Raw genomic sequence first — 13,669 nt, forward strand, 5'->3', positions numbered from 1 at the left:
GCGATGATGCCGACATCAAGCAAGCCCGAAGACTCGCAGCGCTGGCTGGGCGGCCTGAACTTCTTCTTGGCAGACGTGCGGGATGGGCTGGGGCCGTTTCTCGGGGTCTTCCTGATGGGCCTAGGTTGGCGTGCCGACGACATCGGCTATGTACTCGGCGCAGCCGGCTTCGCAGGCATGTTGGTCACCACGCCCCTGGGCGCATGGGTAGACGCATCGCGTCGCAAACGAGGGCTGCTGGCCGGCGGCACGATCGCGCTGATCGTCAGTAACCTGGCGCTTTGGGCGGCACCCAGCGGCATCGTGGTTACCACAACGCAGGTGGTCACTGCCGTCGTCGGCGCGTTGTTCGGTCCTGCGCTGATGGGACTTACGTTGGGTTTGGTCGGGCCGAAGGATCTGCCGCGGCAGCTGGGCCTTAACGAGGCCTGGAACCACGCCGGCAACGTCGCCGCGGCAGCCCTTGCAGGATTCGCCAGCTACCGATGGGGCTTGCCGGCGGTCTTCGTGCTCATGACCTTGATGGCGACCGCGTCGCTGCTGTGTCTGAGCAAAATCCAACCCCAACACATCGACCACAACGTCGCTCGAGGCCTCGACGCCGATAGCGCCCAGGCGGTCAAGGGTTCCGATCGGATCCCTTCGCATGGCAGGTTGCCTCGAAGTCACGCAGCCTGCGCGTGCTGGCCGTAACGATGATGCTGTTCCATCTCGGAAATGCCGCGATGCTGCCCTTGTTCGGTCAGGCCGTCGTCTCGCGCGGAGAAGCCGATCCTGGTGCGTTCACTGCCCTCACGGTCATCGTTTCGCAACTCGTCATGATTCCCGTGGCGCTCCTGGCCGGTCGGTATGCGGCGCGCCACGGCTACTGGACTCTCCTCACCGCAGCGTCGATGGCACTGCCGCTGCGCGGACTGATCGCTGCCTTCTGGGCAACGCCCTGGGCCCTGCTGCCCGTGCAGATCTTGGACGGGATCGCGGCGGGCTTGCTCGGCGTAGCTCTCCCGGGATTGGTCGCGTCGATTCTGCGCGGGAGCGGGCACGTCAACGCGGGCCTGGGAGCGGTGATGACCGTTCAGGGGATTGGGGCGGCACTCAGTCCTGCGCTGGCCGGATGGATCGCGCACCGCCATGGCTATGGCCCAGCTTTCGTGGCGCTCAGCCTTGTCTCGGCACTTGCATTGGTGATGCTGCTGCTTGCAAAAGGCGCAGAGCATCCGCGACGGCGGAAGTAGTCAAGGCCTCGATTCCTGGGAGGATTCAACGTTACCCGGCAGAGTTCATCAATGGACAGATGCCTGACAGTGCGAATCTCCTCGGCGAATAGAGTAGCTGCGTCTCGCGGGTACCGTCCGAGCTGGCAAGCATGCTGCTTTCCGCGCTAGGCCCGGAGCCCTCGGCTTGCAGCCGAGGGCAGAGCCGTATCGCAAGCGCTACGGGGCCGGCTCAACCCTTGGCGGAGCTGAGCTATGACGACTTCTTTACCTTGGACGTCGACTTCGCACCGGCCTTGTCGGTGGCAGGCTGAGCGTTGGCTTCTTGTGCACCCTTCGCTGCTTGGCTACGGATAAAGTGCTGGAGCAGTTCGAGCTGATCGTCGGTGAACTCAGGAAAATCGGGCATTCCCCGAGGGCGCAACCGACCCTCTTTGACCACCGCCTTCAACGAATCTAGGTTGAGAGGTATCGGTGAGGCGCGCAAGTCGGGCGCCGCGCCGCCCGAGACCGCGCCTGACCCGTGGCACCACACGCAGTTCGAAACAAAGAGCGCTCGGCCTTGCTCCACCTTGGTCTCATCGACCTTGAACTCAGCAGGCGCGATGGGTTTGGGGAAGAACGGCGGCTCGAACATTGGCATCGTGGCCTTGCCATCAAGCGCGAAGGTGAACAGCCGTCGCGTCTGTGCGCGGTAGGCCCAGCCGTAGTTGGCGACCGCGGATCCGCCTGCAAGAGAGACGCCTGCACCACCGAAGCCGACTAGGATCGACACGTACTGCTTGCCGTCGACCGAATAGGTGATGGGCGGAGCCGATATGCCCGAGCCAAGGAACATGTGCCAGAGCGCCTTACCGGTCTTGGCATCGTAGGCGTACAGGTTGCCGTTAGCGCGGCCCTGGAAGACCAGATCTCCTGCGGTGACCATCGTGCCTGGGTTCCAGAAGCCGTCCGCTTGTACTTCCCACACCTTCTTCTGCTTGATCGGATCCCAGGCCAACAGCGAACTCACGCCGGTGCCTTTGGGGATGTCTCCGCCCAGGCCAATGTCCACCGCCGGGTCGAAGTTGAGGTTCGGTGACTTCCAGTCCTTCTTGATGGAGCCGTCATTGAACAGGGCCGGAAGTTCCACCTTCGGGAGATAGGCTAAGCCAGTGCGCGGGCTGTATGACATCGCGTGCCAACTGTGCGCGCCAAAGGGGCTTGGATAAATCAGCGCAGGGGCGCCTTCGTAACGCGCGCCGGGGATCTCGATAGGCCGCCCAGTCTTCATGTCGATTCCCGAGGCCCAGGTGACCTTGGCAATCTTCTCGGCGGAGATCAGCTTCCCGTTGCTGCGATCCAGTACATAGAAAAATCCGTTCTTGGGCGCATGCACCAGCGCTTTGACCATCTGACCCTTGATCTTCAGGTCTGCAAGCACGATGTCCATGCTGGAGTTGTAGTCCCAAGTCTCACCCGGAACGGTCTGATAGTGCCACTTGTACTTGCCGGTGTCGGGATCGAGTGCCACTAGTGAGCAGAGGAACAAGTTGTCACCGCCGTCAGGGCTGCGGATCTTGCGGTTCCACGGTGACCCGTTGCCGGTTCCGATGATGATCTGGTTGAACTCGGCGTCATAAGTGAACCCGTTCCAGGTGTTGCCGCCGCCGCCGTGCTTCCACCATTCGCCGGTCCAGGTCTTGGCGGCCATCTCCTGGGTTGCGTCCTCGAAGCCGTCGGCCGGATTGCCGGGAACGATGTAGAAGCGCCAGGCCTGCTTGCCGGTCTCGGCGTCATAGGCAGTGATGTAGCCGCGCGCCGCACCATTCTCGGTGCCGCCATTGCCGATCAGTACCTTACCGCGGAAGATCTTGGGATATCCGCTGACGTACATCGGCTTATCGACGTCGGTGGTCTGGACGCTCCACTTCTCCGCTCCGTCCTTCGCGTTGAGGCCGATCAGGCGGCCGTCATTGGTGGCGATGATCAGCGTGCCCTTCCAAAACCCGACGCCGCGCGTGCCACCCCAGAAGAGGCGCAGGCGCTTGCCGGCGTGCTCGATGGTCTTGGGGTCATACTCCCAGAGAACTTTGCCGGTCTTGGCATCGACAGCTCTTGTCACGCTGTACGAACCGGCAAAGTACAAAACGCCATCGACGACAAGTGGCGTGCCGAGAAGTGCTCGGTCATTGGGCAGTGGCAACTGCCATGCGAGATTGAGCCTAGAGACGTTCTTGGTGTTGATCTGGTCTAGCGGGCTGAAGCGGTTCTCGCTGTAGTCGCGGCCGTAGGAGAGCCAGTTGGCGCCGTTTCGGGTATCGGCTAGGGCCGCGTCGTCCACCACCGTTTCCGCCGCAGTCAAGCGGGCCGCGACCAGCAGCGCACACGCGAGCGCGCCCGTGATTCGTCTCTGCATGTCTCCTCCAGTCTCGATGTGATCGACGATTGTGGGGACTGAGCATTGGAGCTTCCCCTCTCTAGAGGGGGGGATCGAGGGGGCGAACGCGCCATGGACGAGAACCTATGAGGAATTCCTACGCGATCGAGCGGCAGCGAATCTACTAGAACAAGATTCGCGCAGCTGTTCCGTTGATTCGTCGGCAAACGAGTCGTGGTTGTGAAAGGCCTTGCCGGCGTGCCGCGTGAAGCAGGTAGGGCAAATGAGGTAGCCATAGAAACCGAGTCGATCTCCAGGTGATGGCTATCGAAGGCGCCACCCATCAAGGAATTGTTCTCGATCGGCCAAGAAGGATTCGCCATGAATCTCAATGATTGAATAAGGACTGATAACCCGGCGCGGAAGAGGGCTTGCCCTCCCTAATACCTCTCTCCAGGAGGGGTGAACTGCGCGCTCGATGCCTTAGATTACTGCTGGAAAGTCGATGCCTGCTGAAGCTCTTTGAGGGGCTATGTCCCATCTCTAAGGCTCGCGCCCAGTTGGGGCGGGGCTTCTAATGCGCGACGCTAAATAATCGCCATATCCCGTAGCTCAGTGGATTGATGCGCAAGATCAATCGAGCCCATTCGATGGCTAGCTTTGGGTGGCAAGAGCGCTTTCATCAATTGTAATTATTCGCTTGATGGAGCCGTGGCGCATGAATACAAGTCAAGATTGATTGTATTTATATTTAATTGCAAAATAACTACGGAGATGCGCAATGCGCAAGTTCTGGTCGGTTGGGGCGACTTGGCTGGTTCTAAGTGTTTTGTGTTCCGGCGCTGAATCGGCTGAGTCGAATTCAGGGGCTGATACTCAATGGCCGAGCTACAACCTCACGGCGGATGGTCAGCGTTTTGCTGCGGCGGATCAGATCAACGTCAAGAACGCGGCGCAGTTGGGGGAGGTTTGCCGCATTAAGGTTGCAGATGCGGGGACGTTTCAATCTGGTTTGGTCCAGATTGGAGGGCTGATCTACCTCACGACCGCGCTTGACACGTTTGCTATCGACGCGACGAACTGCTCCGTGCGCTGGCGTCACAGCTACACCCCTGAGCAAGAGGTGGTTTGGAGTGTGAACCGCGGGGTTGCCTACTCCAACGGCAAGATCTTCCGTGGCACGCCGGATGCACGTCTGCTCGCAATCGACGCACTATCAGGTAAGACGGTCTGGCAGCACCAGGTCGGCGATCCGCAGCTGGGAGAGTTCTTCAGCGCTGCGCCGCAGGTGTTCCAGGGGCTGCTGATCATTGGCGCTGCGGGCGGCGACTGGGGTACTCGTGGTCGAGTGATGGCGTTCGATGCTGAAACTGGGCGCGAGGTCTGGCGCTTCAATACGATCCCCCGAGGCAAAGAGACAGGGGCGGAGACTTGGAAGAACGTTGGGACCGCGCGCTATGGTGGCGGTGGGACCTGGACCTCTTACACGCTCGACATGGCGTCCGGTGAGGTTTTTGTTCCTGTTGGGAATCCGGCGCCAGATTTCATCCCGGCTCATCGTCCTGGGTTGAATCTGTTTGCTAACAGCATGGTTGTGCTTGATGCGCGTACCGGTGCATTGAAGTGGTACTACCAGCTTGTCTCGAACGACGGACACGACCTCGACTTGGGGGCGGCGCCGATGCTTTACTTTAATAGTAAAGGCGACGGTATGGTCGGCCTTGGGAGCAAGGATGGGTACGTCTACGGTATCGATCGTGAAACACACAAGAAGGTGTTCCGTACGCCGATCACGACCATCAAGAATGAGGGAGTTCTGCCTACGCCGGCGGGCGTGCTGGTGTGTCCCGGTCCGCTTGGTGGCGTCGAATGGAATGGGCCGGCGCTCGACAAAGTCAACAAGACAATCGTCGCTGGTACGGTCGATTGGTGCGCGGTGCTAAAGCGCGAAGAGAACTTCGCGTACAAACCGGGTACCTTTAATCTGGGAGGGCATTGGGAGTTCCAGGGGAAAGGCCGAGGCGCTGTTGTCGCGCTCGATGTCGATACCGGAGAGGTACGTTGGAGCTATAAAACTCCTGCGCCGCAGGTTGCGGGTGTCACGCCTACCGCTGGTGGGGTGATCTTCTCCGGGGACATGGCGGGCAACTTCTTCGCATTGGAAGGCGCAACTGGGAAAGAGCTTTTCAAGGTGCAGACGGGTGGGGCACTGGCGGGCGGAGTGATCACATATCTTCGCGGCGGGAAGCAGTACGTGGCATTTGCATCGGGCAACGTGTCGCGCCTCTTTAACGAGTCAGGCAGCTCAGGCAGTCCATCGCTGGTGATCTACGCGCTCAAAAGCGCAGACGTGGCTACTACGACTCAAACGCCAGTAGGCACTTCGATGGCAAGTGGAACCGTCGTCGCCTCAGGCGCCGGCACATATGCTTCGATCTGCTCCGGCTGTCATGGAGCTAAAGGCGAAGGGGGTGTCGGGCCCACGTTGAGAGGCATCAGTAAGCGACTGGATCTCAACAAGACCGTTGAGTGGATCAAGAGCCCATCTGAAAAGATGCCCAAGCTTTATCCAAGTCCGCTGGATGAGCAATCTGTTGTAGATGTCGCTAGATATATACAAGGGCTCTAGTAGTACTTGAGCAAATTAAATCTAGCGGAGAAGAAAATTGATGATGTCTGTCAACGTAAAGAAGGAAAGCTCGAGGAGCATTGTTGTTCTTGGTGCCGGGCAGGCTGGCTTTCAGGTCGCTGTGTCATTGCGAGACTTTGGGTACGACGGAAATATCGCGCTGATTGGTGATGAGTTTCACTTGCCTTATCGCCGGCCGCCGTTGTCGAAGGCGTATCTCGAAGGTTCGGTCGTTGCAGCGGCGCTTGGATTGCAATCCGAGCATTACTTTGAGAAGCAGGATGTGGGTTTACGGATTGGAAGCAAGGCGATCTCCATTGACCGTTCGTCAAACACGGTTTCGCTAGATTCGGGTGACCGAGTAAGGTACGACCATTTGGTTATCGCCACGGGGGCCACGCCGCGCTCACTTCAAGTCCCTGGGATTGGATTGGCAGGTGTAGTTAGCTTGCATAGGATTGAGCATGCCGACATGCTTCGCGGCTTGTTCCAAACCCCTGGTGACTTGGTTGTCATCGGCGGCGGATTTATCGGGATGGAGGTCGCCTCGGTTGCTGCCAAGGCGGGCCAGCGAGTCACCGTTGTCGAGGCCGCGGACCGAGTGATGTCTCGCGTTGTCTCCGAGGAGGTTTCAGGGGCTGTTGCCAGAGAGCAAGCGGCCAATGGCGTGTCGATCATGGCAGGACGTTACGCCGTAGCGTTTCATGGTCAATCTGGTCACATTTCGGCTGTCGAGCTTGATGATGGAACGCGCTTGCCCGCTCGCATTGTTCTAGTTGGAGTCGGCGTATCACCAAACGTTGCGCTTGCGGACGAATCAGCGCTGACAGTCGATAATGGAATCGCTGTCGATGAATCTCTTCTGACTTCCGACGCAAGCATTAGCGCTATTGGTGACTGCGCCAGCTTTCCAAGTGCTCATGCGCGTCGGCGCGTGCGACTGGAATCCGTTCAGAACGCGGTTGATCAGGCTAAGTACGTTGCAGGTCGGCTGGTTGGGCGGGTAGACGCGGCTTATAAAAGCGTTCCATATTTCTGGACACGCCAGTTCGGCATGTCGGTTCAGATCGTCGGTATCGGTAGTGTCAATGATGAGCGGTGGATTAGCGGAGATCCTGAATCTGGCGCTTTCTCTATTTTCAGATTTAATGATGGAGCGTTGTCGTGTGTTGAGTCGATCAATAGATCTGCGGAGCACTTGGCAGTTCGAGATGTTTTTGGAAAATGTAACTCTCTGCCGAGAATAATGCAGGCATCACTTGCGACACATATGCCAAGTCTGTCGATTAAGAAGGTCGACGCACAGGCGATCGTTGTCAGTTAGAAGCTGCGTTGGGCTCTGCGAGGTCAACCTCCAGAGTTCCGTGGCGATCTAGTCGTGCGAGTTTTGATCACGCGACGTACATCAATTGGATGGTGAGCTCTCATTGGAGCTCTTGCTCCCGCTGGTATGGCGGCATCGTCGACGCTCGCTAGGAGCAGCGCTCTATCTACCGCCTGTTCCCGCAGGCCGTGGCTGCCTACGGGGTGCGCTCTCTCGAGCTGCACCTTCCCGCTATCGGCTGTGCCCAACTTTGCCACGCCATGTCGACGCTACCGGTGTGGCCGGGCGCCATGCTGTAGGCTGTCCCGTTCTGTCGTGGACTGCTCAGTGGATCGGTGGTCAAGCCTGATGGCCAGCAGCTCATTCAGATTGGCATTGACCTGCGTGAGGAAGTTGGCATCAGTCCCGAACAACCCCAAGTGACCGTCAATGCTTGTTAGCGGGCGAAACTCGCTGTTGGGGATGAGTCGCTGCTCAACCAAGCAGTCAGCCGGTGGGAAGAACATGTCATGACTGATCGGCATCACGAAGGTCTTAGCGCGGATGCGGCCCAACGCTGCCGCCAGGTTGCCGTTCGTGTGACGGCTGACGTCGCCGCGCTGCCATTTCCAGGCCATCGCGAGCAGCGCGTTGGGGTCCATCGGCGCAAAGTAGCCCGTCATGAAGCTGTCCACGAACGTCTGCATGGAATCGAAGCCCAGTGCTTTGTGCCGGTTCTGGCTAAAGAACTCGGTACTCCATCCCATCACGGTCCAGATCTTGGCGTGGCGCTTCAAGCCGGCGGCCACATCGGCTGGTGAGGTGTAGCGGCCACCCTGGAAGCCGGGATCTGAGGTAATGGCATCAATGAGGACTTCTGCGAAGAGGAAGTCATGCTCGGTGTTCTTCGCGGTGCCAGCGATGGGTGCCGCGCGGCGCACCATGTCCGGGTAGCGTACTGCCCACTCGTAGGTCTGCTGCGCGCCCATGGAGCCGCCCACTACCAGCGCAAGTTCGTGCAGACCGTACTTCTCAGTGATGAGGCGGTGCTGAGCGCGCACGTCGTCGCCGATTCGCACCTTCGGGAAACTTGCTCCCGCCAAGTCGCCTCGGGCATTGTGCGGTGAGGTCGAGAGTCCGTTGCCAATCTGGTTAACGATGATGATGAAGTACTTTGCCGGGTCCAGCGCGCGGCCCGAGCCGATGTAGGTCTGCTCCATGATCTTGCTGGTGCCCGAGTACCAGGTCGGCACCAGGACGGCGTTGTCTTTGGCGGCATTCAGCATGCCATGCGTGGCGACAGCCAGCTGGCAGTCGAGCAGCGTACCGCCTTCTTCTAGTTCCAGCGCACCGATATCGATCAGTTCGAAGGGGCCGTGCCCTTCCTGGCTGTAGTAGCTGTTCGGGATCATCGTGTACCTCCTTGTTGCAGGTTTCAGCGCGCGGTGTAGCCGCCGTCGATCACAAGTTCTGAGCCCGTGACCCAGCGGGCCTGGTCGGACGCCAGATAGACCACTCCCCAGGCAACGTCATCGGGTGTGCCCGTGCCGCCCAGTGGGTGCATGCCATCAAGCAGCTTGCGCGCATCCGCCTCCGTCAGTCCCGCATCGTTCGCATAGCGCTTGACCATCGCCGTAAAGATGAATCCGGGATGGACCGAGTTCACGCGAATACGGTCGGAGGCATAGGTCAAAGCATCATTCTTCGACATGGTGCGCACGGCACCCTTGGCGGCGTGGTAAGGCGGGACGTCGCCACCGCCCACGATGCCGTAGATCGAGGATATGTTGATGATGGAGCCGCCACCCGCGGCCCGGAGGTGAGCGATCGCGTGCTTGGTGCAGAGAAAGACGCCTGTGGCATTGACCGCCATCACGCGCTCCCATTCCTGAAGAGGCAGCTCGTGCGTGGGCTTGTTGATACCTTCGATGCCGGCGTTGTTGACCAGAATGTGTAGACCACCGAGATTGGCGGCTGCCTCGTCGAGCGCTGCCTGAACCTGATACTCGCGGGTGACGTCAGCCGGAATGAACAGGGCGCGAAGGCCGTACTCCCTTAGCTGATTGGCCACCTGACGGCCTTGCTTCTTGTCTCTGTCCAGCAGCGCCACCGCAGCGCCTTCCTCACCCAGCCGCAGCGCGATGGCCTCGCCCAGCCCGTTCGCGCCGCCAGTGATGACGGCCACCTTGCCTGTGAGTCGCTTCATGTCGCGTCTCCAAATGATGGACGGTTCTCGTTTGGGCGTGCTGCTCCTAGGTCATCGAGAAGCCGGGATAGCCTTTCGCGGCTAGCTCATCGCACTGGCGGTGGTAGTTGCCCGCGCCGCCGATGTAGGACAGCAGACGACGTGGCTTGCCTTCGACATTCGATCCCATGTACCAGGAGTCGGTCTTCACCACCAGCGTGGCGGCGGCGGTCTCGTCGTGGTGCTGCACCCAGTGATCCTCCAGCGCTGGGTAGCCTCGATGGTGTGCTTGCCGTTGCGGCGCGCATAGGCGATGCATTCGCTGATCCAGTCCACCTGCTGCTGCAAGCAGGTGGTCATGTTGCACAACGCTGCGGAAGGTGCCAGTGGCGCGCCGGTGGTGAAGAGGTTGGGGTAGCCATGCACCTGAAGACCCATAGTAGTGCGGATCTCCTGCGACCATTGGTCCTTGAGCGACCGGCCGCCGCGGCCGCGAATGTCGATGCGACTGAGCGCTCCGGAGCCAGCATCGAAGCCGACAGCCAGGATGATTACGTCCACCTCGTGCACGGTGCCGTCCGAGGTCTGGATGCCCTCGGGAACGATGCGTTCGATGGCTGTCTTCCGGCAATCGATGGGTTCGACGTTGTCCTGCAGATAGACCTCCAAATAGCCGTTTTCCAACGGCACTCGATGGGTTCCGAAGCCGTAGTCTTTGGGGCCGGGGATGAGAATCTGGCAGAGCCTGGGGTCGTGACGCAGGCGCTCGCGCATCTTGCCGCGAACGAACTCGGAGACGACGGCGTTCACGGCTTCGTCGAAGAACATCTCGGGAAAGGTGGCCAGCCACATGGCCAGGGAACCGTCGTTCCAGTACTTCTCCATGATGTCCGTGCGCTCAGCAGGTGTCAGCTCAACCCAAGGTTTGTTCTCGAAGTCGAAGTTGAAGCCGGAGAACGTTGTGCGAACGTGCTGCTTGAGCTCGTGAAAGCGGTTGCCCCATTGCTCCCAGTCGGCCTTGCTGTATTTCGGGTTCTTCATCGGCACGACATACTGCGGCACGCGCGTGAATACCTTCAACGATCCAACCTCGCGGGCGATGGTCTGGATGACCTGGATACCGGTGGCACCGGTTCCGACAACGGCCACGCGCTTACCCTTCAGGTCGATGCCTTCCTTGGGCCACAGCCCCGTGTGAGTGATGGGGCCTCGAAAGCTCGATTGCCCCGGAAAGCGATCAACCAGGGGCGCCGACAGCATGCCGCAGCAGGCCAGCAGGTACTGGGTGTCGATACGTTCGCCTGCCTCGGTGGTCACCAGCCACCGGCCGCTGTCTTCTTGATAGTGGGCTGAAACGATGCGGGTGTTGAACTGGATGTCCTTCTTCAGATCCAGTTTGTCAGCTACGAAGTTGAGCCATTGCTCGGTCTCGGCCTGTGCGGGGAAGCGCTCGCTGGGCTTCCATGTCTTGTACAGCGATTCGGAGAACCAATACTGATAGATCTCGGCTTGCGAGTCGAAGCGAGCGCCGGGATAGCGGTTCCAGTACCAGGTGCCGCCGACGCCTGAGGCCGTGTCGTAGGCCCGAACCTTCAGCCCCATCTCGCGCATGCGGTGCAACTGGTAGAGGCCGGCGACGCCGGCGCCGATGACCATAGCGTCGAGTTGGGTCGGGGAGGTGTTGATGGGCGCAGCGCCGCTTCGCTCCAGAACGGTGGTCATCACGTCTTTCTCAATATGTGCGTTCGTCGGATGGGTGAGCGCGGGCTCTCGAGTCCTTGCGTCACCGGGGTATGGTCAATGCGACCATGTCAAGCACGATAGGGGCGGCAGCGCCTCCGGGCTTGAACGATCCGGTTCAACCTTTGAAGGAACGTGTGCGAGAGGCGGGCCGTCAGTGGCCCAAGCCGTTCAGCGGGGCAGGTCCCGGCGCAAGGCGGCCGGGGTGGAGCCCGTGCGGGCGCGCATCGAGCGCGTCAGGTGTGCCTGATCGGCAAATCCACACTCAGTGGCTACGGCTTTCAGTGGCATCGTTCCTTGGATGAGCAGCCTTCGGGCGCGCTCGAGCCTGCGGTCGACGATGTAGCAATGCGGCGAAGTATGAAAGGAGGCTCGAAATCGCTTGCAGAAGGACCAGACACCCATGCCCGCGACGGTCGCCAGTGCTTCGAGCGAAAGAGGCTGGTCGAGATTGGCCTCAACGAAGTCCTCGACGCGGCGACGCAAGGCCACGGGCATCAGCCCATCGCCGGAGCGGTCAATAAAATCAACGGACGCGTAGTGCCGTAGCAAATGCACGGCAAGCTGCGTGCTCAGGGCTTCCACGTAGACGGCGCCGCCAATCGCGCTCTCACTGGCCTCGCGCGACATAGCCTCGACGACTGCGCGGATCGCTGTGTCCTCGGTGCGGAGCAAGTCGTGCAGTCGAACTTCAGCAATCGGTTTTCGGAGTACGTCAGCAGCCACACGTGAGATGACGCTTTCAGACAGGTAAATATGCGTAACGTCGATGGGCTCGGTCCAGTGCCAATGCGATTGCTGCGAGCGGGTCAGAAGGGAGATATCGCCCGGCCGACATTCAGTTCGAGTCCAACGCCCACCGAAGCGGCGCTCCATAGGTGTTGTACCCTGCTGGTAAGCGACGACCATGAAATCGGCCATCGGCGGCACGTGCACGTCAAGGCCGCTGTACCGGTAGGCGCGAAGCGTAACGTCTGTCCACCCGAGCCCATCACTGGTCTGAAGCAGTTCGCCGGGCACCCAGCGTGGTAGATCTTCGGAACGAATCGGTTGAGCAAATGACTGCATCGCACGACGTAGAACGAGCGCAAGCATCGCACCTACGAAGTAGGCGCTGATGGGTATGTAATCCGGACGCCTCAGGCAAGTACTTCAGGCGGTTGACGTTCAGGTGGCCAAATCCAGAAGCGTTCGCATCTGCTTTGGCTCCAAGGAGCAGACGCTACAGCCAATAAGGCGTCAAGTCGGCGCTCCACTTGCACACCATAGATCTGAACTCAGAAAAGCTAGTGAGTCGCAATCAACTGTCGAGTAGGCCAAGTTTGCGTCCTGCGGCCACCGCTGTTAGACGGTTGGTGACATTTAACTTCCCATAGATGTTCTTCAAATGCCATTTCAATGTTCCCTCCGTTATGAACAGCGTATCCGCAAGTTGACGATTCGATAGCTCAGACTGAAGTCGACGCAGTATCTTTAGCTCTCGGCTCGTAAGCGACTCGGCTCCAGCAACGAATGCGGATATCTTCGGATCACTCTTCTGAACGCCGAAAGCGGCGAGAATCTGACGCAAGTACTCGCCTGTAGGCGAGTCGCTTCGGGCAGTTGATCCGGAGGCGGAGACCAGAAGCGTGCGCATCGGTTCTCCTTCATCAACGAAGACACGGATATAGCCTTCTGACATTGCGATCCCAACGGCTTTCTGGAGAGCATCCGATGCTTTCTCAGAATCCTGCGCCGCCTGAGCCGCAAGAGCGCGCACCAGTAAAAGTTCAACCTGTTTTCGCTTCTGGCCGGTCCGAGTGGCCCTCTGTAACGCGGGATCCGTTAGCTCCCAGGCAAGTGAGCTATTTCCCTTCATTAAAGCAATACGACTTTCGAGGCGGGGAGCTTTGTCGGATATCGCGTACTTGAAAGCATCCGCTGGATCGCTCTCAGAAAAGCTTTGAAGCTCCAACCACTGCGCTTGCGCCTGACCGAGCTCGCGGCGCTTCAATAGAAGATCGATCCGCTCGGCCGCCATAGCAACGACAAGGCGAGACAGACCATGCGTCCTGCCAATGACTTCGCCTTCAGAAAGTGTCTCTAATGCATCGAGATGTGAACCTTGCGCATTCTGCAACCTTGCTAAAGCGACGTGCCCCATGATGATGGAGTCAACTGACGTCTGTTCCACGAGCGTTGTCAGTCCGTGTTCGAGCGCGCCTCCCGCTTCTTCCAAGCGATTCATCTCGTAGAGAAG

General features: G+C 59.5%; 11 protein-coding genes. 4 read left to right on the plus strand and 7 right to left on the minus strand.

Going from position 1 to position 13,669, the window contains the following annotated elements:
* Positions 1 to 3 precede the first annotated feature (3 nt).
* Together Y694_RS25365 and Y694_RS25370 are read left to right on the plus strand one after the other, a co-directional pair.
* A complete protein-coding gene (locus Y694_RS25365) occupies positions 4 to 693 on the plus strand; it encodes an MFS transporter (RefSeq protein ID WP_231497498.1) in 690 nt (229 codons plus the stop codon).
* Positions 694 to 698: 5 nt separating this feature from the next.
* Positions 699 to 1,235 (plus strand): MFS transporter, encoded by a 537-nt coding sequence (locus Y694_RS25370; RefSeq protein WP_231497499.1) that lies wholly within the window; start codon positions 699 to 701, stop codon positions 1,233 to 1,235.
* Positions 1,236 to 1,467: 232 nt separating this feature from the next.
* Here Y694_RS25370 and Y694_RS02505 read toward each other — a convergent pair whose 3' ends face one another.
* Complete coding sequence (locus Y694_RS02505; protein WP_081782179.1) at positions 1,468 to 3,612, minus strand: PQQ-dependent dehydrogenase, methanol/ethanol family; 2,145 nt, start codon at positions 3,610 to 3,612, stop codon at positions 1,468 to 1,470.
* A gap of 742 nt (positions 3,613 to 4,354) precedes the next feature.
* Here Y694_RS02505 and Y694_RS23095 point away from each other — a divergent pair.
* Together Y694_RS23095 and Y694_RS23100 are read left to right on the plus strand one after the other, a co-directional pair.
* Positions 4,355 to 6,202, plus strand: a complete 1,848-nt coding sequence (locus tag Y694_RS23095; RefSeq protein ID WP_081771366.1) for a PQQ-binding-like beta-propeller repeat protein — start codon at positions 4,355 to 4,357, stop codon at positions 6,200 to 6,202.
* Between the two features lie 40 nt (positions 6,203 to 6,242).
* Complete coding sequence (locus Y694_RS23100; RefSeq protein WP_081771365.1) at positions 6,243 to 7,526, plus strand: NAD(P)/FAD-dependent oxidoreductase; 1,284 nt, start codon at positions 6,243 to 6,245, stop codon at positions 7,524 to 7,526.
* A 269-nt stretch (positions 7,527 to 7,795) separates the two neighbouring features.
* Here Y694_RS23100 and Y694_RS02510 read toward each other — a convergent pair whose 3' ends face one another.
* The 6 genes from Y694_RS02510 to Y694_RS23105 all read right to left on the minus strand — a co-directional run.
* Positions 7,796 to 8,917 (minus strand): alpha/beta fold hydrolase, encoded by a 1,122-nt coding sequence (locus Y694_RS02510; RefSeq protein ID WP_081771364.1) that lies wholly within the window; start codon positions 8,915 to 8,917, stop codon positions 7,796 to 7,798.
* A gap of 23 nt (positions 8,918 to 8,940) precedes the next feature.
* Positions 8,941 to 9,711 (minus strand): SDR family NAD(P)-dependent oxidoreductase, encoded by a 771-nt coding sequence (locus Y694_RS02515; protein WP_036229538.1) that lies wholly within the window; start codon positions 9,709 to 9,711, stop codon positions 8,941 to 8,943.
* A 46-nt stretch (positions 9,712 to 9,757) separates the two neighbouring features.
* Positions 9,758 to 9,940 carry a hypothetical protein gene (locus Y694_RS25375; RefSeq protein WP_231497500.1) on the minus strand — a complete coding sequence of 61 codons (183 nt, stop codon included), beginning with the start codon at positions 9,938 to 9,940 and terminating at the stop codon, positions 9,758 to 9,760.
* Positions 9,898 to 11,412 carry an NAD(P)/FAD-dependent oxidoreductase gene (locus tag Y694_RS02520; RefSeq protein WP_231497501.1) on the minus strand — a complete coding sequence of 505 codons (1,515 nt, stop codon included), beginning with the start codon at positions 11,410 to 11,412 and terminating at the stop codon, positions 9,898 to 9,900. Before Y694_RS02520 ends, Y694_RS25375 begins: the two co-directional genes overlap by 43 nt.
* A gap of 189 nt (positions 11,413 to 11,601) precedes the next feature.
* Positions 11,602 to 12,450: an AraC family transcriptional regulator gene (locus Y694_RS02525; RefSeq protein ID WP_231497502.1), complete on the minus strand. Its 849-nt coding sequence runs from the start codon at positions 12,448 to 12,450 to the stop codon at positions 11,602 to 11,604.
* A gap of 280 nt (positions 12,451 to 12,730) precedes the next feature.
* Positions 12,731 to 13,669: LuxR C-terminal-related transcriptional regulator (locus tag Y694_RS23105; protein WP_231497503.1), on the minus strand; the 939-nt coding region annotated here is incomplete at its 5' end.

Source organism: Methylibium sp. T29-B (assembly GCF_000576225.1).
In the GTDB taxonomy this organism is placed as follows: domain Bacteria; phylum Pseudomonadota; class Gammaproteobacteria; order Burkholderiales; family Burkholderiaceae_C; genus Methylibium; species Methylibium petroleiphilum.

Coding starts and splice junctions, on each gene's coding strand:
- Y694_RS25365 (WP_231497498.1), top strand. CDS start 4: ATGATGCCGACATCAAGCAAGCCCGAAGACTCGCAGCGCTGGCTGGGC.
- Y694_RS25370 (WP_231497499.1), top strand. CDS start 699: ATGCTGTTCCATCTCGGAAATGCCGCGATGCTGCCCTTGTTCGGTCAG.
- Y694_RS02505 (WP_081782179.1), bottom strand. CDS start 3,612: ATGCAGAGACGAATCACGGGCGCGCTCGCGTGTGCGCTGCTGGTCGCG.
- Y694_RS23095 (WP_081771366.1), top strand. CDS start 4,355: ATGCGCAAGTTCTGGTCGGTTGGGGCGACTTGGCTGGTTCTAAGTGTT.
- Y694_RS23100 (WP_081771365.1), top strand. CDS start 6,243: ATGATGTCTGTCAACGTAAAGAAGGAAAGCTCGAGGAGCATTGTTGTT.
- Y694_RS02510 (WP_081771364.1), bottom strand. CDS start 8,917: ATGATCCCGAACAGCTACTACAGCCAGGAAGGGCACGGCCCCTTCGAA.
- Y694_RS02515 (WP_036229538.1), bottom strand. CDS start 9,711: ATGAAGCGACTCACAGGCAAGGTGGCCGTCATCACTGGCGGCGCGAAC.
- Y694_RS02520 (WP_231497501.1), bottom strand. CDS start 11,412: ATGACCACCGTTCTGGAGCGAAGCGGCGCTGCGCCCATCAACACCTCC.